The 23,974-nt window shown below is 66.4% G+C and carries 23 protein-coding genes; 15 read left to right on the top strand and 8 right to left on the bottom strand.

Translation table 11 applies throughout. From position 1 onward, the window contains the following. Positions 1–4: 4 nt before the first annotated feature. From ACZ48C_RS13600 to ACZ48C_RS13565, 8 genes are all read right to left on the bottom strand, one after another. The gene (locus tag ACZ48C_RS13600; RefSeq protein ID WP_464781425.1) at positions 5–958 is read right to left on the bottom strand and encodes a shikimate dehydrogenase family protein; all 954 of its coding nucleotides are present in this window, start codon (positions 956–958) and stop codon (positions 5–7) included. Beyond that, positions 955–1,608 (bottom strand): bifunctional 4-hydroxy-2-oxoglutarate aldolase/2-dehydro-3-deoxy-phosphogluconate aldolase, encoded by a 654-nt coding sequence (gene eda / locus ACZ48C_RS13595; RefSeq protein ID WP_464781424.1) that lies wholly within the window; start codon positions 1,606–1,608, stop codon positions 955–957. Before eda ends, ACZ48C_RS13600 begins: the two co-directional genes overlap by 4 nt. Further along, positions 1,605–2,249 carry a glucose-6-phosphate isomerase gene (locus ACZ48C_RS13590; RefSeq protein ID WP_464781423.1) on the bottom strand — a complete coding sequence of 215 codons (645 nt, stop codon included), beginning with the start codon at positions 2,247–2,249 and terminating at the stop codon, positions 1,605–1,607. The genes eda and ACZ48C_RS13590 overlap by 4 nt, the downstream gene beginning before the upstream one ends. Positions 2,250–2,331: 82 nt before the next feature. Then, positions 2,332–3,096, bottom strand: coding sequence for an SDR family oxidoreductase (locus tag ACZ48C_RS13585; RefSeq protein WP_464781422.1), 765 nt, complete (start codon positions 3,094–3,096; stop codon positions 2,332–2,334). Between the two features lies 1 nt (position 3,097). Next, a complete protein-coding gene (locus ACZ48C_RS13580) occupies positions 3,098–3,826 on the bottom strand; it encodes an SDR family oxidoreductase (RefSeq protein WP_464781421.1) in 729 nt (242 codons plus the stop codon). A gap of 13 nt (positions 3,827–3,839) precedes the next feature. After that, positions 3,840–4,934 (bottom strand): glycerol dehydrogenase, encoded by a 1,095-nt coding sequence (locus ACZ48C_RS13575; protein WP_464781420.1) that lies wholly within the window; start codon positions 4,932–4,934, stop codon positions 3,840–3,842. Positions 4,935–4,965: 31 nt separating this feature from the next. Beyond that, positions 4,966–5,736, bottom strand: a complete 771-nt coding sequence (locus ACZ48C_RS13570; protein WP_464781419.1) for an SDR family NAD(P)-dependent oxidoreductase — start codon at positions 5,734–5,736, stop codon at positions 4,966–4,968. A gap of 238 nt (positions 5,737–5,974) precedes the next feature. Next, on the bottom strand, positions 5,975–6,685 hold the full coding sequence (locus tag ACZ48C_RS13565) for a GntR family transcriptional regulator (RefSeq protein WP_464781418.1): 711 nt from the start codon (positions 6,683–6,685) through the stop codon (positions 5,975–5,977). A 120-nt stretch (positions 6,686–6,805) separates the two neighbouring features. Between ACZ48C_RS13565 and ACZ48C_RS13560 the strand changes: the two genes are divergently transcribed. The 15 genes from ACZ48C_RS13560 (at position 6,806) to ACZ48C_RS13490 (ending at position 23,930) form a co-directional block, all read left to right on the top strand. After that, positions 6,806–7,885 (top strand): Ldh family oxidoreductase, encoded by a 1,080-nt coding sequence (locus tag ACZ48C_RS13560; RefSeq protein WP_464781417.1) that lies wholly within the window; start codon positions 6,806–6,808, stop codon positions 7,883–7,885. A 52-nt stretch (positions 7,886–7,937) separates the two neighbouring features. Next, positions 7,938–9,293 carry an ABC transporter substrate-binding protein gene (locus tag ACZ48C_RS13555; RefSeq protein WP_454635193.1) on the top strand — a complete coding sequence of 452 codons (1,356 nt, stop codon included), beginning with the start codon at positions 7,938–7,940 and terminating at the stop codon, positions 9,291–9,293. Between the two features lie 105 nt (positions 9,294–9,398). Continuing rightward, positions 9,399–10,340 (top strand): carbohydrate ABC transporter permease, encoded by a 942-nt coding sequence (locus ACZ48C_RS13550; RefSeq protein ID WP_119256443.1) that lies wholly within the window; start codon positions 9,399–9,401, stop codon positions 10,338–10,340. A 10-nt stretch (positions 10,341–10,350) separates the two neighbouring features. After that, positions 10,351–11,211, top strand: a complete 861-nt coding sequence (locus tag ACZ48C_RS13545) for a carbohydrate ABC transporter permease (RefSeq protein WP_464781416.1) — start codon at positions 10,351–10,353, stop codon at positions 11,209–11,211. 4 nt (positions 11,212–11,215) lie between these two features. Then, the gene (locus ACZ48C_RS13540) at positions 11,216–11,458 is read left to right on the top strand and encodes a hypothetical protein (RefSeq protein WP_318910044.1); all 243 of its coding nucleotides are present in this window, start codon (positions 11,216–11,218) and stop codon (positions 11,456–11,458) included. Further along, a complete protein-coding gene (locus tag ACZ48C_RS13535) occupies positions 11,458–12,564 on the top strand; it encodes an ABC transporter ATP-binding protein (RefSeq protein WP_119256446.1) in 1,107 nt (368 codons plus the stop codon). The genes ACZ48C_RS13540 and ACZ48C_RS13535 overlap by 1 nt, the downstream gene beginning before the upstream one ends. Positions 12,565–12,567: 3 nt before the next feature. Further along, complete coding sequence (locus tag ACZ48C_RS13530; RefSeq protein ID WP_464781415.1) at positions 12,568–13,662, top strand: ABC transporter ATP-binding protein; 1,095 nt, start codon at positions 12,568–12,570, stop codon at positions 13,660–13,662. Further along, positions 13,659–15,329, top strand: a complete 1,671-nt coding sequence (locus tag ACZ48C_RS13525; protein ID WP_464781414.1) for a GMC family oxidoreductase — start codon at positions 13,659–13,661, stop codon at positions 15,327–15,329. The genes ACZ48C_RS13530 and ACZ48C_RS13525 overlap by 4 nt, the downstream gene beginning before the upstream one ends. Position 15,330: 1 nt before the next feature. Next, positions 15,331–16,326 carry a zinc-binding dehydrogenase gene (locus tag ACZ48C_RS13520; RefSeq protein WP_464781413.1) on the top strand — a complete coding sequence of 332 codons (996 nt, stop codon included), beginning with the start codon at positions 15,331–15,333 and terminating at the stop codon, positions 16,324–16,326. A gap of 27 nt (positions 16,327–16,353) precedes the next feature. After that, entirely contained in the window at positions 16,354–17,790 is a 1,437-nt protein-coding gene (gene aldA, locus ACZ48C_RS13515; protein ID WP_464781412.1) for an aldehyde dehydrogenase, read from the top strand. 45 nt (positions 17,791–17,835) lie between these two features. Continuing rightward, entirely contained in the window at positions 17,836–18,609 is a 774-nt protein-coding gene (locus ACZ48C_RS13510; RefSeq protein ID WP_464781411.1) for an SDR family NAD(P)-dependent oxidoreductase, read from the top strand. A 501-nt stretch (positions 18,610–19,110) separates the two neighbouring features. Then, complete coding sequence (locus ACZ48C_RS13505) at positions 19,111–20,298, top strand: sugar ABC transporter substrate-binding protein (protein WP_464781410.1); 1,188 nt, start codon at positions 19,111–19,113, stop codon at positions 20,296–20,298. Between the two features lie 125 nt (positions 20,299–20,423). After that, on the top strand, positions 20,424–21,908 hold the full coding sequence (locus ACZ48C_RS13500; RefSeq protein ID WP_464781409.1) for a sugar ABC transporter ATP-binding protein: 1,485 nt from the start codon (positions 20,424–20,426) through the stop codon (positions 21,906–21,908). 70 nt (positions 21,909–21,978) lie between these two features. Then, positions 21,979–23,022, top strand: coding sequence for an ABC transporter permease (locus ACZ48C_RS13495; protein WP_464781408.1), 1,044 nt, complete (start codon positions 21,979–21,981; stop codon positions 23,020–23,022). 11 nt (positions 23,023–23,033) lie between these two features. Next, positions 23,034–23,930 carry a sugar phosphate isomerase/epimerase family protein gene (locus tag ACZ48C_RS13490; protein WP_464781407.1) on the top strand — a complete coding sequence of 299 codons (897 nt, stop codon included), beginning with the start codon at positions 23,034–23,036 and terminating at the stop codon, positions 23,928–23,930. Positions 23,931–23,974 lie beyond the last annotated feature (44 nt).

Genomic DNA, 23,974 nt, shown 5'->3' with positions numbered 1-23,974 from the left:
GGCATCACCCCTTCGCCGCCTCGATGGCGATGCGCGAGATTTCGTCGAAGGACGGTCCCGAGGTCGGGATGTCGATGTCGAACACTTCGGCGATCACCTGCGTCCAGCCGTGCAGGAAGTAGGTCCAGCCGTCTTCCACCTGCAGCCCGCGTGCCGCTTCCTGCCGCCGCGCCTGGTCGAGGAAGACGAGGTCGCCGCGATAGTTGAGGTCCCAGGCGATGGCCCGTTCGGGGAAGATGCCGGCATCGGTGATCGGCGAGCCGGGCGCGTCCTTGCCGAGGCCGGTCGCGTTGATCACCAGCGAACCGGGCTTCAGCGCGGCCATGGCCGCGTCGTTGAGTTCCGGCCGATCGGCGAGGACGTAGTCGATTTTTACGCGCGGGGCCATGGCCGCGTGGATGCGTTTCAACTCGTCGAGGCGCGGCTGCGAGCGGTTGGTGACGACGATACGCGAGGGCACGTCGGCTCCACGTTTTTCCTGCATCAGGTGCCAGGTGATCGCGATGGTCGAGCCGCCCGCGCCCATGGAGAGGACCTCCGCGCCGGTCCTGGCGAAATGCCCTTCCGGCACGAAGCCGTCGATGGCAAGGCCCGAGGAGATCGGGTCCTTGGCATGGCAGATCAGCTTGCCGTCGCGCTTGGAAAGGCAGCTCGTCTCGTGCATCAGCAGCGCGTGCGGGTCGATCACGTCGAACATGTCGCGCGCGGCGTTGAAGAGGTCGATCTTGTGGGTCGTCACCAGCGCGCCGAGCGAGAGCGGGTCGTTCTTGATGAAGGCGACGGCCTCGCGGTAGGCGCCAGGCTCGGCATGCAGCGGAAAATCGATGCCCTTCAGTACCGCGTCCTTCAGGCCGAGATGGCGCGCCCAGGCGGGGAAGACCCGCATGATCGAGCTTTTCGCCGTGGTGACGCCGATGAAGTAGAAGGTCGGCTGGGTGGCGGGCTGGTAGCGGCTCATTTGCCCGCCTCGCGGATTTCCCTCGCCTTGGCGACCGCCGCGCGGGCCTTCGCCGCGATGTCGGACCAGCGGCCTTCGCTGATATCGGCCTTGGTGGCGATCCAGGTGCCACCGACGGCGGCGACCGCGCCGAGCTTCAGCCATTCGTGCATGTTGTCGAGGCTGACGCCGCCGGTCGGCACGAAGCGGGTGCCGAGATGGGCGAAGGGCGCGCTGATCGCCTCCAGCATGGCCGGCCCGCCCGCCGCCTTGGCGGGGAAGAACTTGGCGAGCGTCAGGCCGTTGCGGGCGGCGGCCGTCAGGTCGGACGGGGTCATGATGCCGGGCGCGAAGGGGAAGTCCTTTGCCTTGGCGGCGGCGACGATCTCGCCGTCGAAGCCGGGGGCGAGGCCGAAGCGCGCGCCGGCGGCGATGGCCGCGTCCAGCGCCTGCGGCGTCAGGATCGTGCCGGCGCCGACCAGCAGCTCCGGCCGCTTGTCGGCCATGATGGCGATGACCTCGGCGGCGGCCTCGGTGCGGAAGGTGATCTCGGCGAGCGGCAGGCCGCCTTCGAGGAGCGCATCGGCCAGCGCCACGGCATCGGAGGCGCGCTCGATGGCGATGACGGGAACGACGCCGAGGGTTGCTGCCTGTTCGAACGGGGCGGTCATGCGGTTTCTTCCTTCTTTTCCTGTCCGTAGAGGGCGGCGATGGTCGCGGCGTCGCGCATCCGCCAGTTCGGATTGTCGACCTTTCTCCAGCCGCCCTTGCCGTCGTCGACGATGCGCGCGCGCATGCCGCCGGCCTTGGCGATGCAGTCGTAGTCCTGGCCGGAATCGGCCGGGTAGCAGAAGAGCATCACCAGCTCGTCGTCGCCGACATTGACGGAGCGGTGGATCCAGTAGGGCGGCACGTAGCAGACTGTCTGCGCGTCGATCTCGACGATGCGGACCTCGCCGTCGGGTGATTCCATCAGCATCAGGCCGCGGCCCTTCTGGCCGTAGTAGATTTCCGGCCGGTCGGATTGCCTGTGGATATGGCCGCGGGTGACGAAATATTCCGTGCCCACCTTGCCCGGCAGCATGCGCGTGACGCCGAAGATGAGATCGCCGGAGCGCTCGTTGGGGCGGAATTCAGAGACCTCGTAGACGACCGTGTCGTCCCATTCGCCCTGCATGGCGGCAAAAGCGGCCTCGTCCGCATAGAGGCCGGCAAGGTCGCGGAAGCGTTTCTGGTAGGCGCCCGTTGCGTTGCTGATGGCGCCCGTTTCAAGGTCGACCGCGCAACCGACGGGCTCGAATAGCTGTGTCAAAGGAAATTCCTCGTCTTTCTCTTCGTTCATTGCAATTCCGAACGTAGAACCGCTGCACATGTTTGCTGGAATTGCCCGGGCATCAGGCGATGGTGTAACCGCCGTCGATCATCAGGTTGGCGCCATTGACCATCGCGGCCGCGCCGCTGGCGAGGTAGAGCACCGAGGCGGCGATCTCCCACGGCTTGGCAAAGCGGCGCGTCGGGATGGCGGCGCGGGCGCGCTCGCCCTTCTCTCCGGCCCAGCCGGTGAGGCCGAGCTCGGTCTCCACCACGGTCGGCGAAAGCGCGTTGACGGTGACGCCGCGCGGGCCCCATTCCAGCGCCATGCAATTGGTCATGCCGACGATGCCCGCCTTGCTGGCGCAATAGGCGACATGGCCCTCGATGCCGATGATGGCGGCCTGCGAGGCCATGTTGACGATGCGGCCGGCCTTGCGCTCCAGCATGGCGGGCGCGACGGCGCGGGCCATCAGGAACGCGCCCTTGAGGTTGATGGCGAGCGTGCGGTCCCATTCGGCGGTCGGGTAACTCTCGGCGGGGGCGAGCGGCCCGATGCCGGCATTGTTGACGAGGATGTCGATCTGCCCGAAGGCCTCGGTCACGGCCGCGACGGCGCGCTCGACGCCCGCTTCGTCGGTGACATCGACCATATGGCCGATATGGCCCGCGCCGAGCGCGGCGGCGACGCCGGCGACGGCCGGATCCCGGTCGAGCAGCGCCACGCGCGCCTTCTTCGCCGCGAAGGCTTCGGCGACGGAGCGGCCGATGCCGGTCGCCGCGCCCGTGACGACGACGGTCTTGCCGGAAAAGTCGAGCAGGTCGTCGAAGGAGGGGATATCCGTCATGTCAGAATTCCTGGCCTGTATGGGTGATCGTCATTTCCTGGAGGTTGACGTTCTGCGGCAGCTGGTAGGCGAAGAGCATGGTGCGCGCGATGTCGTTGGCGTCGAGCCCGCCGTCCAGCGCCTTGCGCCCGCCGTCCCAGAACTCGTAGGCGTTCTGGTGGGTGATCGTCTTGTCGATCTCGGACTTGGCGACGCCGGGCGAGATGACCATGACGCGCACCCGGTAGGCCGACATGGTCTGCCGCATGCCTTCGCTGACGGCATGCACGAAATGCTTGGTGCCGCCATAGACGTCGTGGTGCGGATAGACCTTGCGGCCGGCGATGGAGGAGACATTGATGATAGTGCCGTGCCGGCGCTCCTTCATGCCGGGCGCGACGGCATGCATGCCGTTGAGGACGCCGAGGCAATTGATGTCGACGAGGTCGCGCCACTGCGCCGGGTCCTGCTCGTCGAGCCGTGCGAGGCGCGAGATGCCGGCATTGTTGATCAGGCAATCGACGGGGCCGAACTTCTCCTCGCCCTGCCGGATGGCGTCGGCGAGTGAGTTGTAGTCGCGCACGTCGGCGGCGACGGCCAGCGTGTCCGGCAAGTCCATCGCCTCGATGAGGTCCGGGCGGCGGGCGATCAGCAGCAGCGGGTAGCCCGCGGCGGAAAAGACGCGGGCGGTTTCCTGCCCGATGCCGGCGCTGGCGCCGGTGATCATGACGAGCGGCTTCTTCTCGGTCATCGTTTGCCCTCGCTCAATCGATGCTGCGCGAGAAGGCGTCGAGCGCCAGGATCGCATCGCGCACGGCCGCAACGGTGATCGGGACCGGCGTCGCATAGATGATGTTGCCGGGCCGGCAGGCGGCTTCCGCCACGCGGCCGATCCTGGCCGGCACGTCCTCGACGATGCCGAGGTCGGCAAGCTTTGTCGGCAGGCCGACGCTGCGGCAGAAGCGGATCATCTCCTCGATCTCTTCGCTTTCGCGGTTTTCCAGCATGAGGAGGCAGAGCACGCCGAAGGCGACCTTCTCGCCGTGGAAGAGGCCATGCACCTCCTCCAGCACCGTCAGGCCGTCATGGATGCCGTGGGCGGCCGAGCAGCCGCAGTTCTCGAAGCCGAGGCCGGACAGCAGCGTGTTCGCCTCGATGATGTTCTCCACCGCCTGGGTGAGAAGGCCCGCCTCGACGGCCACCTTGGCCTTGACGGCATCGCGCATCAGGACGTCCTGGCAGTGCATGGCGATGGCCATGCCGGCCTCGGTGGCGGGGAAGCCGCCGGCGACATAGTTGTCGGTGCGCGATTCGATGTTGGAGCGCGCCTCGAACCAGGTCGAGAGCGCATCGCCGATACCGGCGACGAGAAAGCGCGCGGGGGCGGCCGCCACCAGCGCGGAATCGACGATCACCGCATCCGGGTTGCGCGGCAGGCGGAGCGATTCCTCGTAGACGCCGTGCTCCGTGTAGCGCACGGCGATGGCGCTGCAGGGCGCGTCGGTCGAGGCGATGGTCGGGGCGATGACGATGCGTGCATTCGTGTCGATGGCGACGATCTTGGCGGTATCGGCCGTCTTGCCGCCGCCGACGCCGACGAGGATGTCGGCGCGGTGCTCGACGGCGATCTTGCGCACGCGCTCGATCTCCGCGGTGCAGCATTCGCCGCCGAACCGCTCGAAGCGGATGTCGAGGGTGTCGGCGCAGCTTTGGGCGATGCGTTCGCTCAGCGCATCGAACAGCGCGCGGTCGATCAGCACGAGGGCGCGCTTGCCCAGCGGCGCCAGATAGGCCGCCAGCTTATCGATCTCGCCCGCGCGCTGGATGTATTTGTTCGGTCCGCCGAATGCCCTTGCCATGCGATGCTCCCGTATCTGTCTAATGTTCAGGTCAGTGAATGGTGTAGCCGCCGTCGATGGTCAGCACCGAGCCGGTGACGTAGCTGGCGGCGTCCGAGGCGAGGAAGAGCACGGCGGCGGCGACCTCGCTCGCCTTGCCGGCGCGGGCCATCGGCGTCATGCCGAGCCAGATCTTCGACCATTCGGGGTCGTCCAGCCCGCCCTGCGTCATCGCTGTCTCAATATAGCCGGGGGCGACGGCGTTGATGCGGATGTTGCTCGCCGCGAACTCGCCGGCGAGCGACTTGGTGAGCATGTGCACGCCCGCCTTGCTGGCGTTGTAGGCCACCTGGTTCTGCGGCAGGTTGCTGATATAGCCGGAGATCGAGCCGATATTGACGATCGCGCCGCTTTTCTTCTCCGCCATCATCTCGATGGCCGCGCGGCAGCACCAGAAGAGGCCGGTCAGGTTGGTGTCGATCACCTCGTTCCAGGTTTCCGGGGTCAGCTTAAGGCTGTCGCAATGGCGCGCGATGCCGGCATTGTTGACGAGGATATCGAGCCCGCCGAGCGCCTCGGCCGCCTGCCGAACGGCATCCTGCGCCGCGCTTTCGCTGGAAATGTCGGCGGGCAGGTAGATCGCCTCGATGCCCTTCCGCTTCAGGTATTCGACGGCTTTCGCACCCTCTTCGCGGGAGCGGGCGGAGATCGCGATGCGCGCGCCGGCCTCTCCCAAGGCCTCGGCGCAGGCAAGCCCGATGCCGCGGCTGCCGCCGGTCACAAGAGCGGCGCGGCCATCCAGTCTGAAAAGCTCAGCGTACATGGTTCCTCCCGGCAGCGCCCTTCCCCAGCGCTTCTAAAAATGTAGTTTAGTTACCTTGACAATCGAGTGTCAATCGGAAAATCTACGTCTCAGGGATGGAATTTGGCGCATATCCAGCGGAGTTGAGGCTGATATATGCGCAATAGTCAGATAAAATGTAGTTTAACTACGGGAGAAATGCCGCATGGGCGCTTTGCGTCACTGCCGGTTTCGGCCGGACTGCGCGATGGACGGAGGGTCAGCGACGGATCGTGCGGCGCCGTCCCTTGAGCGCCGTGGCCGCCGCTTCCTCTCCCCGCGCCTTGATGGCCGCAAGGTAATGTTCCCGCGTGGCGGCGATATGCCGGCCCATCAGCTCGGTCGCGGCGGCGTCCTCGCCGCCGGCCACCAGCTCGGCAAGGCGCACATGCTCCTCGAACGAGGTGACGTTGAGCGAGGGGGCGAGCGAGAGCCGGTTGCGCAGCGCCTGGACGCGGAAGGCGATCATCTCGTAGGCCTCGAGCAGGTAGGCATTGTCGGCAAGCTCGAAGAGCGCCCGGTGGAATCCGCCGTCGAGGGTGCGATAGAGCTCAGTATCGTCGGCATCGAGGGCCTTGCGCATCTTCCTGACGATATCCGCCCATTGCCGGGCAAGGGCCTTGCGGTCGGTGGCGAGCGCCATGCGGATGGCGGCCAGCTCCAGCACCTCGCGCAGCTCGGAAAGCTTCCGGACCTGGCTCGCATCCATGTCGAAGACGAAGGAGCCGCGCTGCGGATGGACCTCGATCAGCCCCTGGCGCTTGAGCACCATGAGGGCTTCGCGCACGGGCGTCTTGGAGACGCCGAGCTCGTTGGCGAGCGCGATCTCGGACAGCGGCTCGCCGAGCTGGAACTGCCCACGGACGATGCGGTTGCGAATTTCCTGCGCGGCCTGGTCGGTCAGCGAGGGGCCGCGGTCGAGTGTGCTCATGAAATCTCTCTCCCATGCGGGTTCGGCGCAGGCAAGCCGAAGCCTTCTGTTCTTTACACTGAGATATCAGATATGATACGCCAATTCTCGTTGCCTGCAATCTCCTAAGGTTGGCCCGGTATGTCTGTTCCCACTCTTGTTGCCCCTGATTTGCTCGAAGCGCTACTCGAAAACGCGTTGTGCGCTGCCGGTGCCTGCGCGGCGTCCGCCGGCGCGGCGGTGCGGGCGATGATGCATGCCTCGCGCATCGGGGTGGACAGCCACGGGGCGCGGCTGGTGGTTCACTATGACAAGGTGCTGCGCGGCGGCCGGGTCAAAGGCACGCCGGACATCGCAGTGCGCCGCACGGCGGCGGCGACGGCGGTGGTGGATGGCGACGATGCGCTCGGCCACCACGCGGCCTATGTGGCGATGGACACGGCGATCGAGCTTGCCCGCGAAAGCGGCATCGGCGCCGTCGGGGTCGTCCGCTCCTCGCATTTCGGCGCGGCCGGGGCCTATGCGCGTGTCGCCGCCGAGGCGGGCATGATCGGCTTCGCCACCACCAATTCCGACAAGGTCGTCGCGCCGTTCCAGGGGCGCGAGGCCTTTCACGGCACAAATCCGCTGGCCTTCGCCGCGCCGAGCGGCGCGGCCCGGCCGTGGCTGCTCGACATGGCGACCTCCTCCATTCCGCTGAACCGCCTGCTGCTCTTCAAGTCGCTCGGCGTGTCGCTGCCGCAAGGGGTGGCGGTGGACGCGGCGGGCCGGCCGACGACGGAGCCCTCGGAGGGGCGCACGCTCCTGCCGCTCGGCGGGGTCGACTTCTCCTTCAAGGGCGCGGCGCTTGCCGGGGTAGCGACGCTGTTTTCGGCGATCCTGCAGGGCACGACGCTCGACCACGCCTTCATCCCCATGGTCGGCGGTGACGATTATTCGACGCCGCGCCGGATGGGCCACTTCCTTCTTGCCATCGATCCGGATCGCTTCGGCGGCCGCGATGTCTTCGCCGCCGGCATGGCCGCCTATCTCGCCGCCCTCAGGGCCGCACCGGCGCAGGAGGGCGCCGAGGTGCTGGCGCCGGGCGACCGCGAATGGCGCGTCGAGGCCGAGCGCGAAAGGACGGGCATCCCGATCGATCCCGATACCGCGGCCTTCCTTGGTCTGCCGCGGGACCCGGCCGCATCGGCCGGAAACACCGAGGGGAATTTAGTCGCATAGCGCAACACGCGCCGGGGCAGGGAGCCGCCGGCCGTCAACTGGGAGGAATGACATGCAATCCATGCTGAAAACGGGCCTTGTGACCGCAGCGCTGATGGCTTCGGTAGCCCCCGCCGCCATGGCGCAGGAATGCGCCGATGCCGACCGCGTGCCGATCACTTGGTCGACCATCGCCGGCTTCTATACCGACGCGATGGCCGACCTCGTCGCCGGCTTCGAGAAGGGCCATTGCGTGAAGGTCAATGTCGTCAACATCGACAACTCGCAGCTCTACAACAAGCAGGTCATCGAGATGGTCGGCCAGACCGGCGCCTATGACGTCGTGACCCTGGAAACCTCGGAAAAGGCGGAATTCGCCGAAAACGGCTTCATCCTGCCGATGACCGAATATTTCGCCGACAAGAAGGCGCAACTCGACGACGTGGCGCCGACGCTCGCTGCCCTCACCACCCAGTACAAGGGCGACGTCTGGGGCCTGCCCTATTACACCTACACGGCCGGCTACATCTATCGCCAGGACCTCTTCGACGACCCGACGGAGAAAGAAGCCTTCAAGAAGCGCTTCAACTACGACCTCGCCGTGCCGCAGACCTGGGCGCAACACCGTGATATCGCCGAGTTCTTCACCCGCAAGGCCGGCGAGAACCTCAAGGGCGAAAAGCTCGCCAAGGATTTCTACGGCGTCGGCCTGATGGCCGGCCCCTTCCCGGAAATCCAGGACGAGATGTCCGGCGTGCTCTGGTCGCAGGGCGCCGACTGGCTGACGGACGAGGGCAAGGTGCCGGTCGATGCCGTCGAGAAGGCGATGAACGACTATCTCGCCCTCATGAAATACGCCCCGCCGGCCGCCCTCACCGTCACCTATGACGGCGTGATGAACCAGATGAAGGACGGGCAGATCGCCCAGACCTATTCCTTCTTCCTCGACCAGTGGCCGAATGCCGTGACGACCGAGACCTCCGTGCCGGGCGCCAAGATGGGCGTTGCCGAGGCGCCGGAGAAGAAGGCCTATATCGGCGGCTTCCTGCTGGCGGTCTCGGCTTCCTCCGCCCATCCGAAGGAGGCGATGGACTTCGTCGCCTATGTCGGCGGGCACGATGCGCAGATGGAATTCGCCAAGGCCGGCGGCACCTCGACGCTGATGAGCGTCCTGTCCGACCCGTCTTTCGCCGCGCCGGAAAGCCGGCCGAAGACCGGCCACTTCGCGACGCTGCTGAAGATCTTCGATTCCATGAAGGGCTTCCGCTCGAACCTCTTCGACACGCCCTTCGGCGCGAAGATCTACAACACGATGCAGATCCCGCTACAGTCGGCCGCGGCCGGCCAGATCTCGGCGCGCCAGGCCGCCGAGCAACTTGCCGCCGAAGTCGAGAAGATTTGCGGCGGTCCTTGCCCGATCGGCAAGTGACCGGACCCATCGCCTGGACCTTCGCATGGCGGGCCCGCGCCCGCCATGCGGATTGACCCGAAAGGCGCGGCACCCCCGCGCGAAACGATCTTCTGGAGGAATTTGATGTCGCAGTCGCTATCCGTGCCGGCGTCGCAGGAAAGGGGAACCGCCGGTCCGGCGGCCATGTCCGACCGCTGGTTCTCGATCCTGCTCGTCGTGCCTGCGATGCTGGTCATCCTTGTCTTCGCGCTTCTGCCGCTTGCCTATGCGCTGGACGTGTCCTTCCGCTTCGCCGACCTGACGCGCGGCCGGATCGGGGATTTCGTCGGCCTCGACAATTACCGCACGGTGCTGCACGACAGCGCCTTCTGGAGCTCCGTCTGGGTCACGCTCAAGTTCACGGTGACCGCCGTCACCCTCGAAATGGTGCTCGGCATCGCCATCGCCTTCCTGATCCACGGCGCGACCGTCGGCAAGGGCATCATCCGGAGCCTGATGATCCTGCCGCTTGCCACCTCGGCGGCGGTGACGGGCCTGTTCTGGCGCTATCTCTACGATCCCCAGTTCGGCCTCATCAACTATTTCCTCGGCCTCATCGGCCTGCCGGAGCCCAACTGGCTCGGCGACTACACCATCGCGCTGTGGTCGGTCATCCTGTTCGACGTCTGGCAATGGACACCCTTCGTCGCGCTGATCGCGCTCGCCGGCCTGCAGGCCCTGCCGAAGGAGCCCTTCGAGGCGGCCGAACTCGACGGCGCCAGCACCTTCCGCGTGCTGCGCACGCTGACCTTCCCCATGCTGAAGCCGGTTCTCTTCCTCGTCCTCGTGCTGCGCACCATCGACAGCGTGCGCCTCTACGACGCGGTCGCGGTGCTGACGCGCGGCGGGCCGGGCACGGTGACGGAGACCATGACCTTCTACCTCTACCGCACGGGTCTCAAGCTGTTCCGGATGGACTACGCCTCCACCATGGCGATCTTCTTCCTCTACGCCATGCTGGTCGCAAGCCTCTTTGCGCTGCGCCCGCTGCTCACCCAATTCTCATCCCGCGCATCGGAAGGCTGAGGAGGCAACCATGCTGCAACGTGAATCGAGTTTCCCCAAGGAAGTCCTGCGCTACGGCCTGATCGTGCTGGTGCTCGGCTTCATCGTCTTCCCCATCGCCTGGATGATCCTGACGTCGTTCAAGCCGGCCGATGCCGTCATGGTCTCGCCGCCGCGCTTCCTGTTCACCCCGACGCTGGATAACTACGTCCACGCGATCTACGACAAGAACTTCCTGTTCTACATCAAGAACACGCTGTTCATCTCCGTCGCCTCGACGATCATCGTCGTCATCACCGGCTCGCTCGCGGCCTACAGCTTCGCCCGCTACAATGTCGGCGACGGGCATCTGCTGTTCTTCATCCTGTCGACCAAGATGTTCCCGGCAATCGCGGTGATCCTGCCCTACTTCCTGATCTTCCGCGAGGTCGGCAAGACGGGTATCGGCAGCTTCCTCGGCATCGGCCTCGACCAGCCGGGCGCGCTGATTATCTCCTATACGGTGTTCAACCTGCCCTTCGCCATCTGGCTGCTGGTCTCCTTCTTCCAGGACATCCCGCGCGAGCTGGAGCATTCCGCCCGCCTCGACGGCCTCACCCGCCTCAAGGTGCTCGCCAAGGTCGTCTGCCCGCTGGCCGCGCCCGGCATCGCGGTCACCGGCGTCTTCACGTTGATCTTCAGCTGGAACGAGTTCCTCTTCGCCTACATCCTGACCCGCAAGGCGGCGAGCACCGTGACGGTGGGCGTGGAGTCCTTCTTCACCCTGCAGGGCATTCTCTGGGGGCCTGTCGCGGCCGCCGCCACCATCAGCGTCCTGCCCATGCTGATCTTCGTTCTGGCCATGCAGCGCTACATGGTGCGCGGCCTCACCTTCGGCGCCGTGAGAGGATAGGATTATGAGCTTCAGTCAAGGCTGGGATACCGGCTTCCGCGTCATCCTCATCTATGTCGGCGTCGTCTTCGTCTGGCTCGGGCTGATCGAGCCCTACTTCGCCAGCCAGTCGATGTCGGTGATCCTCATGAACATCGTCGCGCTCGCGGTGTCGGCGGCCTTCGTGGTCCGCGCCCGCGGCCGCTTCATCGCTGAGCGCCTTGCGGCCGAAGCCGAGGTCGCCGCCCTCATGCAGGAGGATGTCTGATGTACGAACTGAAATCCGTCCACAAGCGCTACGGCCTCGCCAAGGTCGCCCTGCGCAAGATCGACCTTGCCGTGCGCGACCGGGAATTCCTCGTCATCTACGGCCCGGCCGGCGCCGGCAAGAGCACGCTGCTCAACATCCTCGCCGGCATTGCCAAGCCGACCAGCGGCGACGTGCTGCGCAATGGCGTGTCGATCCTCAAGGTGCCGCCGGAAAAGCGTGACGCCGCCATGGCCTTTGAGAACTACGCGCTCTATTCGCACCTTTCCGTCGGCGAGAACCTTGCGTTTCCCCTCAAGGCGCGCGGCCTCGGCCGCGCCGAGGTCGAGGAGCGCGTCAAGCGCATCTCCGGCATCCTCGGCATCGGCCACCTCTTGGAGCGGCGCCCCGGCTTCCTTTCGGGCGGCCAGCGCCAGCGCGTGGCGCTCGGCCGCGCCATCATCCGCCCGGCCGATATCTACCTGCTCGACGAGCCGGTCGGCCATCTCGACGCCAAGCTGCGCCACAAGATCCGCGCCGAGCTGAAGGCGCTCGCCGAGGACCTGTCGGCCACCGTCGTCTTCACCACTACCTCCTCGCGCGAGGCGCTGGCGCTCGGCGACCGGGTCGCCGTGCTCAATGCCGGCAGGCTGGAGCAGGTCGGCAAGCCGGCCGATCTCTATCATCGCCCGGCGAACGCCTTCGTCGCCTCCTTCGTCGGCGATCCGCCGATGAGCTTCATCTCCGTCGAGCCGCGCCCGCATGACGGCAGGGTGGATTTCGTGACGGCGGACGGCATGCCCGTCGCCTCGCTTGCCGCCGACGCCGTGCAGGGCCTCACCAACGAGGCCGGCAGGATCCAGGTCGGCTTCCGCTCCAACGAGGTGCGGATTGCGGGCGAGGGGGATTCCAACGCGCTTCGCGGCCGCGTCGATGTCATCGAGAACCTCGGCTACATGAAGATCGCCCTTGTCGGCATCGGCGGCGACCAGGTCTCCGTCTCCGTTCCCGCCGGCACCGCGCTCGGCGTCGGCGAGACGGTCGCAATCGCCTTCCCGCGCGACGCCGTCCACCTGTTCCAGAATGCCCGGGCGGTCACGCATGCGACGCCCTCGGCAGGAGTTTGACCCATGGCCTCCATCAAAGCTGAACGACTCGTCAAGCGCTACGGCGCCTTCCAGGCCGTGCACGGCATCGACTTCGAGATCGCCGACGGCGAGTTCGTCGCCATCCTCGGCCCCTCGGGCTGCGGCAAGTCCTCGACGATGCGCATGATCGCCGGGCTGGAGACGGTCACCGAGGGTTCGATCTATTTCGACGGCAAGCGCGTCAACGACGTGCGCGCCCGCGACCGCAACGTCGCGATGTCCTTCGAATCCTACGCGCTCTATCCGACGATCTCGATCTACGAGAACATCGCCTTCCCGCTGCGCTCGGCCAATGTCGACAACAAGGAGATCGACCGGCAGGTGCGCGACATCGCGGAGAAGATGGAGCTGACGGCGCTCCTCGATCTCAAGCCGAAGGGTCTTTCCTCCGGCCAGGCGCAACGTGTCGGCCTTGCGCGGGCGCTGGTGCGCAATCCGGCGGTCTTCCTGCTCGACGAGCCGATCTCGCATCTCGACACGCGCCAGCGCTACCGCATGCGCCGCTTCATCAAGAGCCTGCACCAGAAGTTCAACTACACGATGATCTACGTCACCCACGACCAGGAGGAGGCGCTGGCGCTGGCCGACCGGGTCATGGTGATGAGCGACGGCGAGATCCAGCAGATGGCGGTGCCGGACGAGGTCTATGCCCGCCCGAGGAACGCCTTCGTCGCCGGCTTCGTCGGCGAGCCGCCGATCAATTTCTTCGATTGCAGGGTCGTGGCCGGTGACGGCGGCTGGCAGATCGAATTCGAGGGGCGCAAGCTCGCCTTGCCGGAGCGCCTGCACGCCGCCGCGCAGGGCATCGGTGACGGCGGCCTTGCCGCCATCCGCCCGCATTTCCTCTCCATCGGCGGCGACAGCCCGCTGCGCGTCGACGGCAAGGTCTTCATCACGGAGGAATTGCAGGACCAGAACCTGATCTTCGTCGATGTCGGCGACACGCGCTTCACGCTCGTCGCCCATCCCTCGGTCACGCCGAAGCGCGGCGAGGCGGTGCCGGTCTCCATCGACCCGGAGCACCTTCTCCTCTTCCCGCGCTCGCAGGCCGGCAAGGTGGAGAGCATCGTCGCATGAGCTACGACCACATCGTCGTCGGCGGCGGCACGGCCGGCTGCCTTGCCGCCGGCAAGCTTGCCGGCGAGCACGGCGCGCGCGTGCTGGTGCTGGAGGCGGGGCCGGACGACCGCAACCCGCTGATCCGCATGCCGGCCGGCTTCGTCAAGCTGCTCGGCGTCGAGAAATACATGTGGTTCTACAAGTCCGTCGCGCAGGTGCGGCTCGGCGGGCGCACGCCCATCGTGCCGCAGGGCCGCGTGCTCGGCGGCGGCTCCTCCGTCAACGCCATGGTCTATATGCGCGGCCAGCCGGCCGATTATGACGGTTGGGCCGGGGAGATCGGCGACGATCAATGGTCCTACGATGCGCTGCTGCCCTATTTCATGGGCATGGAGGACAACGCGCGGCTGAACGACGACTATCATGGCGTCGGCGGCCCGTGGCAGGTGTCAGACCTCGAGCACATGTGCGAATTGTCGCGCGCCTTCGTGCTGGCCGCGCAGGGCATCGGCCTGCCGCATAACGGCGATTTCAATGGCCGGAGCCAGCGCGGCGTCGGGGCCTATCAGGTGACGACCCGCAACGGCCGGCGCTGCTCGGCGGTGGACGCCTTCCTGCGCCCCGCCATGAAGACCGGCCGGCTCGACGTCAGGACCTCCTGCCTCGTCCACTCGATTATCATCGAGAACGGCCGTGCGGTCGGCGTCCGGTATTCTGAGGGCGATGGCCGCGCCGTGATGGAAGCCCACTGCGACGGCGAGGTGCTGCTTGCCGCCGGCGCCATCGCCACGCCGAAGCTTTTGATGCTCTCCGGCATCGGCCCGGCGGATCACCTGAAGGCGCATGGCATTCCGGTCCGCGTCGATCTTGCCGGCGTCGGGGCCAATCTCCAGGACCACACGGAAACGCCGGTCGTCGCCCTGTGCAACGGCCCCTACGGCTATTATGGCCATGACCGGGGCTGGAAGCAGATGCGCAACGGCCTCGAATACCTGCTCAACCGCACCGGCCCGGTGACGTCCAACGGCGTCGAGGCGGGCGCCTTCTTCGATCCCGACGATCTGTCGAACGATCCGAAGATCCAGCAGTTCTGCGTGCCGACGGTCTATCTCGACAAGGACCACACCGACCAACAGGCGAGCTACGGCCTGACGCTGAATTCCTGCGTCGCCAGGCCCCGTTCGCGAGGCTCCGTGCAGCTTGCCTCCGCCGATCCGAAGGACCAGCCGCTGGTCGATCCGAACTATCTCGCCGATCCCGAGGACCTGCGCCTTTCCATTGGCGGCATACGCCGCGCCCGCGAAATCCTCCGGCAGGAGCCGCTGCGCTCGATGATCGCCCGCGAGATCTTCCCCGGCCCGGACAAGGCGTCGGACGCGGACCTCGCCGAGCATGCGAAGCGCTTCGTCAAGACCGTCTATCACCCCGTCGGCACCTGCCGCATGGCCCGGGAGGGCGATGCCGGCGGCGTGCTCGGGGCGGACATGCGGGTGCGCGGCGTTGCGGGCCTGCGCGTCATCGACGCCTCCGCCATCCCCACTATCATCTCCGGCAACACCAATGCCGCCGTGCTGGTCGTCGCCGACAAGGCGGTGGAATTCATCACCGGCGGCACGCGCCGTCCGTCCGCTGGCATCGCCCCGGCTACGGGGCGGCCGGCGGCCAACGCATTTCAGGAGGCATGACATGAAGGCCATCGTTCTTCCGGGACCCGGTGCGCGGCTCGACGACGTGGCGCCGGCCGACCTGCCGGTGCCCGAGCCCGGCCCCGGCCAGCTGCGCCTCAGGGTCATCGCGGTTTCCGTCAATCCGGTCGACTGGAAGCTGGCGATCGATCACAAGCCGGAATGGACCTATCCGCATGTGCTCGGGCTCGATGCCGCGGGCATTGTCGATGCGGTCGGGCCGGATGTGGAGGGCTGGGCCGTCGGCGAGCCGGTGGTGGTGCACAACAATCTCTGGAAGCCCGGCGTCTTTGCCGACTATTGCCTCGCGCCGGCCCACGCCACCTCGCGCCTGCCGGCCGGTGTGCGCTTCACCGATGCCGCGGCCGTGCCCTGCGCGGGCTACACCGCCTATCAGGCCCTGTTCCGCAAGGCCCGGCTGGAGGCCGGCCAGACCATTCTCGTGCAGGGTGCGAATGGCGGCGTCGGCGGCTTTGCCACCCAGCTTGCCCATCAGGCCGGGGCGAAGGTCATCGCGCTGACACGGCCGGAGCATTTCGATGCCGTGCGCGCCTTCGGCGCCGACGTGGTCCTCGACTATCGCGACCCGAATCTCGTGCAGAAGGTGCGGGACGAGACGGAGGGCGGCTATGGCGTCGATGTCATGCTGGAGGTGGTCAATCCGGGCGATGCGCGCAAGTCGCTCGCCTTCATGCATTACAACGGCCATCTCGTCTCGGTCGATCCGCTGCCGGTGATGACCGACGTGCCGTCCTATACCTATGCCGCCTCGGTCCATGAAGTCGGCCTCGGCGGGGCGTATTTCGCCGGGCACGTGCCGACCCAGCGGGATTTCGCCCGCATGGGCGACGACCTGATGGCCCGGCTTGCGGCCGGCAGGCTCGATCCGATGGTCGAGGAGATCGTGACGCTCGGCGGCATTCCGGATGCGCTGCGGCGGCTGAAGCGTCGCGAGGTGACGGGCAAGATCGTCGCCCGGATCGCGCCGGACCCCTGAACGAGAAGACAAGACGGGAGGAACACCATGTCCAGCAACACGCATTATATCGACGGCCGCTTTGTCGAGGACACGTCCTCCGACCGCATCGCCGTCTACAATCCGGCGACCGAGGAGCAGATCGCCGAGATCCCCGACGCCTCGGGTGCGGTCGTCGATGCCGCAGTCGATGCCGCGCGCAAGGCGCAGCCCGCCTGGGCCGAGCTGCCGCCCATCGAGCGGGCCGGCTATGTCAGGGCGATTGCCGAGAAGATCCGTGGCAAGGCCGATCTTCTTGCCGAGACCATCTCGCGCGAGCAGGGCAAGATCCTGTCGCTCGCAAAGGGCGAGGTGCTCGGCATGGCCGGGCTGATGGACTACATGGCCGAATGGGCGCGGCGCATCGAGGGCGAGATCATTGCCAGTGACCGCAAGGGCGAGACCATCTATCTCAACCGCGTGCCGATCGGCGTCGTCGCCGGCATCCTGCCGTGGAACTTCCCCTTCTATCTGATCGGCCGCAAGCTCGCCCCGGCGCTCGTCGCCGGCAACACCATCGTCGTCAAGCCGAGCGAGGAGACGCCGCTCAACGCCTTCCTCTTCGCCGAGATCGCGGACGAGGTCGGCCTGCCGAAGGGCGTGTTCAACATGGTATCGGGCCGCGGCCGCACCACGGGCGCCGCGCTTTCCGGGCACACCGGCATCGATCTCGTCAGCTTCACCGGCAGCGTGCCGACTGGCGTCGCCATCATGGAGGCGGCGGCGAAGAACCTGACGCGCGTCAACCTGGAGCTCGGCGGCAAGGCGCCGGCCATCGTGCTGAAGGATGCCGACCTTGATCTCGCGGTGGAGGCGATCACCGCCTCGCGCATCGTCAATACCGGGCAGGTCTGCAATTGCGCCGAGCGCATCTTCGTCGAGCGCCAGGTGGCGAACGAATTCACGGAACGCTTCGTCAAGCGCATGGCGGCTGTCTCCTATGGCGATCCCATTGCCGAGCGAAATGTCGACATGGGGCCGCTCGTCAACGCGGTGCAGCTCGGCAAGGTCGAGGCCATGGTCGAGCGGGCGAAGGCGGCGGGGGCGTCGGTCGCGCTCGGCGGCCAGCGGGCGGAGCGCAATCGCGGCCACCACTACGAGCCGACCGTGCTGACCGGCTGCACGCCGGACATGGAGATCATGCGCAAGGAGATCTTCGGCCCCGTCGCGCCCATCGCCGTCGTCGAGGATGCCGACGAGGCGGTGCACCATGCCAACGACACCGAATACGGCCTGACATCCTCGCTCTACACGCAGGACCTCAACAAGGCGATGCGCGTCACACGGCGGCTGCAATTCGGCGAGACCTATATCAACCGGGAGAACGGCGAGGCCTATCAGGGCTTCCATGCCGGCCGCAAGAAATCCGGCATCGGCGGGGCGGACGGCAAGCACGGCTTCTACGAATATATGGAGACCCAGGCCGTCTATATCCAGCACGGCTGAGGCGAGTGACGGACCGGCGGCAACGTCCGGCCAGAAAGGACCAGCATGTATCTTGAGAAATTCGGCCTCGCCGGCCGCGTGGCCGTGGTCACCGGGGCGGGGCAGGGTATCGGGCTTGCCTCAGCCGAGGCGCTGTGCGAGGCGGGCGCGGCGGTCGTCCTGACCGATATCAGCATGGAGCGGGCGGAGGCCGGGCGCGCGGCACTGGCGGCGAAGGGCTACACGGCCGAGGCCGACGTGATCGACATCGGCGACAGCGCCTCGATCAACGCGGTGGCCGACCGGCTGGCGGCGAGCGGCAGGACGGCGGACATCCTCGTCGCCAATGCCGGCATCGCCCATGCGGGCGTTCCGGCGGAAGACCTGTCGGACGCCGACTGGGAGCGGATGATCGGCATCAATCTCAGCGGCGCCTTCCGCTCCTGCCGCGCCTTCGGCAAGCACATGCTCGCCAAGGGCGGCGGCTCGATCGTCACCATCGGCTCCATGTCGGGCAGCATCGTCAACCGGCCGCAGCAGCAGGTGCACTACAATGCCGCCAAGGCCGGCGTGCACCACCTGACCCGCTCGCTCGCCGCCGAATGGGCGACGCGCGGCGTCAGGGTCAATTCCGTCGCGCCGACCTATATCGACACGCCGCTGCTCACCTTCGCGAAGGAGGACAAGCCGATGTACGAGGAGTGGCTGGACATGACTCCGATGCACCGGCTCGGCCAGCCCGCCGAAATCGCCTCCATCGTGCTCTTCCTCGCCTCGGATGCCTCGAGCCTGATGACCGGCTCCATCGTCTCGGCCGATGCCGGCTATACCTGCTGGTAGAAACGCCATGCCGCCCGCCTCGGCTTTCCGGGCGGGCGGTATTCGCGGCGGGGCGGAAAGTGAACTTTCTCCCGCCGCCGCCATTCGGGTGTCATTTAGGTGCTTGAATTATACGCCTGACATGTTATGCGTACAACATGATAAGTTTGGATCGCACGTGCCGACAAGGTTGCCGCGCCGCGCGATCCGGTGCTGTTTTGCGACCATCTTCTCAAGGCTGGATTGATCGCCGCGAAGCATTCCCGCTCAGCGGGCATTTTGTAGCTTAACTACATTGCGGCGTGCTTTGCTTTGCGAAGTTGGCGCGAGCGCTCAGTCGATTCATTCTGTTTTTCCTGAAATTTGGCAGAATCGTTTCAAAAAATAATCTGCCGCCAATCGTAAAAATGTAGTTGAATTACTGAAATGCTTTGTCTAGCATCCCTGCTGCGTGAGGTGTGGGAGCGCCGACCGGCCAGCCGCTGCGCGCATTGGAGGCGTTTTTCGATAGGGAGGGGAGCTATGTTCAAAAAGCTCGTGAAAGCATCGTTGTTTGCCGCTGCCGCCACGGTCGCGCTCTGGCCGGCCATGGTTGCCGCGCCGGCTGCCGCGCAGGACGGCGATAATATCGACATCACCATCGGCTGGGTGCCGCCGGACATCACGGGCGTCTTCAAGACGGCCACGAACTTCTTCGAGCTGGCCGCCGCCGACGCCAACAAGAACGGCTTCAACGTCAAGGTCCTGACCAAGTCGCCGACCAGCCCGACGGCCTTCGCCGAGCAGGTCAGCATCATCGAGGACATGATCCAGCGCAAGGTCGACCTGATCGCCGTCTCGCCGGCCGAGGTCGCCACCGTCAAGCCGGCGCTCATCCGCGCCACGGAGGCCGGCATTCCGGTCGTCATCGTCAACCTGCTCGAGCCGATCGACGGCGTGAACGTCTCGTCCTATATCGGCTTCGACAACACGCAGGGCGCGGAAGTCTCCGCCTATGCGGTCGCCGACTATTTCGGCGGTCCGGGCGTGCTCGGCTCCGGCGACAAGGTCGATGTCCAGCCCGACACCTATCTCGACCTGAAGTTCTGGCAGGATCTCGCCGCCAAGCTCTCCGAAGAGGACAAGGCCAAGATCAAGGCGCGCGGCGCCATCATCGAGGGCGTTGCCGGCGGCTTCTTCTCGACGGCCCGCCTCAACGGCTTCCGCGAAGTGCTCAAGCAGTTCCCGGGCATCGAGATCGTCGGCGGCACCTGCGCCGGTGACTGGAACCGCGAGAAGGGCACGCGCTGCGCCGAGGACATCCTGCAGGCCAATCCCGACAACCTCGACTTCATCTGGGCGGCATCCAACGAAATGGGCCTCGGCGCGATGCTCGTCGCCGGTTCGCAGGGCCGTCTCGAAACCACCAAGGACGGCGCCAATATCGGCGACAAGAAGGTCGCGATCTTCACCAACGACGTGACGCCGGAATCGGTCGACCGCATCGCCGAGGGCAAGATGATCGCCGAAACCACCCACGGCTTTGCCGACTGGGGCTGGTTCGGCACCAAGTTCGCGGTGGAGCTCGCCTGCGGCCTCGAAGTGCCGAAGACCTTCGATATCCGCCCGCGCACCGTCTACGAGGCGAATGCCCGCAACTTCTATCCGGAACCGAAGCTGGAAGCGATCGACTGGAAGACCATCCGGGCGAACTGCAAGAAGGCCAACTGAGTTTCTCCCAGGACCGCGGGGTGTCGTCTTTTCGAAGGCGCGCCCCGCGTCTTGCTTGTCCGCGCGCGGACGGGCGAAGAACGAAGGGGCGCCTGCGCGCCCGTGCGGAACGGTAGTTGTAGGGCATGGATCAGCACGAAATCCTCTTGAAGCTCGAGAATATCGAGAAACGCTTTCCCGGCGTCATCGCCCTGAAATCCATCTCGCTCGACGTGCGCGCCGGCGAGGTGCAGGTGCTTCTCGGCGAGAACGGCGCGGGCAAGTCCACGCTGATGAAGATCCTTGCCGGCGAGCATGCGCCGACCGGCGGCGAGATCGTGGTCGGCGGTCGCCAGGTTTCCGCGCTGACGCCGACGCTCGCCACGGAACTCGGCATCGGCCTCGTCCATCAGGAGCTGAGCCTCGTGCCGGCGCTGAGCGTGACGGAGAACATCTTCCTCGGCCGCATGCCGCGTGGCGCCTTCGGCAAGATCGACTGGGCCAGGGCCCATGAGGCCGCGCGCCATGCGCTGGAGGCGCTCGGCGTCTCCATCGACCCGACGGCCGAGGTGCGCACGCTCGAGGTCGCCGAGCAGCAACTCATCGAAATCACCCGCGTCCTGGAGCGCGGCCCGCGCATCCTCCTCCTCGACGAGCCCACCTCGGCGCTCTCGGACAGCGAGCGCAGCCGCCTCTTCGACGTCATCCGCCGCCTCAAGCAGCGCGGGCATGGCATCATCTACATCTCGCATCATCTCTCGGAAATCCCGATGATCGCCGACCGCGTCACGGTGCTGCGCGACGGCGTGGTCGTCGAGACGCTGCCGGCCGAGAAGGCGGACGAGGAGACGGTCATCGGCCTGATGGTCGGCCGCAGGCTTGAAGAGCAGTTCCCCAAGGAGACGGTGGAACTGGGCGCGCCGATGCTGGCGGTGGAGAACCTCGCCTCCGGCCGCACGCTGAAGGACCTTTCCTTCACGCTGCGCCGCGGCGAGATCCTCGGTATTTACGGCCTGATGGGCGCGGGACAGGCGGAAATCGCCAGCGCGCTTTTCGGTCTTCAGCCGGTCAAGGCCGGTTCGATCGCGGTCGAGGGCAAGCGCGCCGATTTCCGGCATTCGTCCGATGCCATCGCGGCCGGGCTCGGCCTCATCTCGCGCGACCGCCGCCAGAGCCTCGTGCCGATGCAGCCGGTCGGGCCGAACCTCAGCCTGTCCTGGCTTTCCGGCAAGTCGCTGCTGTCGCGGCTCGACCTTGCCCGCGAGCGGGAGGAGGGCAGGCGCTACATTTCGGACCTGCGCATCCGCCCGGCCTCCACCACGCACAAGCTCTTCTTCTTCAGCGGCGGCAACCAGCAGAAGGTCATCCTGGCGCGCTGGATGTCGAGCGGCGCGAGGATCCTGATCTTCGACGAGCCGACCCGCGGCATCGACGTCGGCGCCAAGGCCGAGGTCTTCGCCGTCATGAGCCGGCTGGTCTCCGAGGGCGCGTCGATCCTGATGATCTCCTCGGAACTCAACGAACTCATCGGCATGGCGGACCGCGTGCTCGTCATGCGCGGCGGCCGCCTCTCCGCGGAGTTGCCGCGCGAGGAGATATCGCAGCAGAACCTGCTGCGATACGCGAGCTAGCAAGACAAGTGACAGGGCAGTTCCGCCGTCCTGAGCAGGAGACGGCAGGGCCCAAGGGAGTGGGAAGCATATGAGCACGGAAAAGAACCCGGACGCAGCCGTCAGCGCGGCCGATGCGCGCAAGGCGAAGATCAAGGGCATCGTCTTCCAGGCGGGGCCGCTGATCGCCCTCGTCCTGCTGATGGCCTATCTCGCCTTCGCCACGTCGAACTTCCTGACCCTCGACAACCTCTCCAACGTGGCGCGCCAGTCCGCCTTCGTCGCCATCCTGGCGGTGGGGCAGACCTTCGTCATCCTGACGGGCGGCATCGATCTTTCGGTGGCGGCCATCGCGGCGCTTGCCGCCTCGATCACGGCCGTGCTGCTCACCCAGCCGCTGGTGCTGTTCGGCGTCGATTTCGGCTTCGTGCCGCCGCCGATCGCGATCCTGATCGGCCTTGCCATCGGTATCGTCGCCGGCGCGCTCAACGGCTGGCTTATCTCCAAGTTCAAGATCCCGGATTTCATCGCTACGCTCGGTACGATGACGGCGTTCCGCGGCGCGGCGCTGCTGGTTACCGACGGCCTGCCGGTTCCCTCCTTCAATGCCGGCCGGCAGCTTCCCGACAGCCTGCTCTGGGTCGGCGGCGGGCAGCTTCTCGGTCTGCCGGTCAGCGCGATCATCGCGCTGCTCTGCGCGGTCGCCGGCTGGTATGTGCTGCGCTACACGGCGCTGGGCCGTGCGATCTATGCCGTCGGCGGCAACCGCGCCGCGGCCCATTCCTCGGGCATCAGCATTTCCCGCACCAAGATCATGACCTATGCGATCTCCGGCCTGCTGGCCGCCATCGCCGGCATCATCCTGGTTGGCCGCCTCAACTCCGCCAACGCGCTGATGGCGGAAGGCGAGGAGCTGCGCTCCATCGCCTCCGTCGTCATCGGCGGCACCAATCTCTTCGGCGGCGAGGGCGGCGTCTGGGGCTCGATCATCGGCGCGGCCATCATCGGCGTGCTCGGCAACGGCCTCAACCTGCTCGATGTCAGCCCGTTCTGGCAGCGCATCGCGCAGGGTGTCGTCATCGTGGTCGTGGTAATCTTCGACCAGTGGCGCCGCCGCAGCATGACGAAGGTTTGAGGAGAAACGGGATGAAGAACAAGCTTGGCCTGCACGCCAATGTCTGGGTGCGCGACTGGGGCCGCGAGGAATGCGTGCTCGCGGTCAACAAGACCGCCGAACTCGGCTTCGACATCATTGAGATATCCGCGCCCGATCCGAAGGCGCTGGACATCGCCTTCACCGCGGCCGAGCTGCGCAAGGCCGGCATCTCCGCCAACCTGTCGCTCGGCCTCGATGCCGCAAGCGACATATCGAGCGGCGATCCGGCTCGCGTGAAGGCGGGCGAAGTCCGGCTGCGCGAGGTCATCGCCGCCGCCGCCGAGCTCGGCTCCAGCCATGTCTGCGGCATCCTCTATTCGGCCTTCCAGAAATATCCCGAGCCGCCGACCGCGGCCGGCATTGCTGGAGCGGTCGAGGTTCTTCGCCGGATCGGCGAGGAGGCGGGCCGTCACGGCATCACGCTCGGCCTCGAAGTCGTCAACCGCTACGAGACCAACGTGCTCAATACGGCAGGGCAGGGCGTCGAGTTCTGCAAGCGGGTCGGCCTTCCCAATGTGAAGGTCCATCTCGACTCTTACCACATGAACATCGAGGAGGCGGACATGGAGATGGCGCTCGTCGATACGGGCGCCCATCTCGGCTACTTCCACATCGGGGAATCGAACCGCGGCTATCTCGGCGCCGGTTCCGTGGATTTCGGCCGTATCTTCAACGGTCTCGCGCGGATCGGCTACGACGGGCCGATCGTTTTCGAATCCTTCTCGTCCGCAGTCGTCGGGCAGCCCCTTTGCGGCATCCTCGGCATCTGGCGCAACCTCTGGGAAGACGGAGAGGACCTCGCGCGCCACGCAAAGACCTTTATCGAAGCCAAGCTCAAGTCCGCCGGCGAAGTCGGGCGCGAAGCCAGCCGTTCTGCCCTGCCTTAGGGCGGTCGGTGCGCCCATCCGGGCGCACCTGTCGCTTAGACCCC

The sequence above is a fragment of the Shinella sp. 1A1 genome (genome assembly GCF_055379515.1).
Note: the sequence above shows the minus strand (reverse complement) of the source record. Positions and strands in the feature narration are given on the sequence as shown.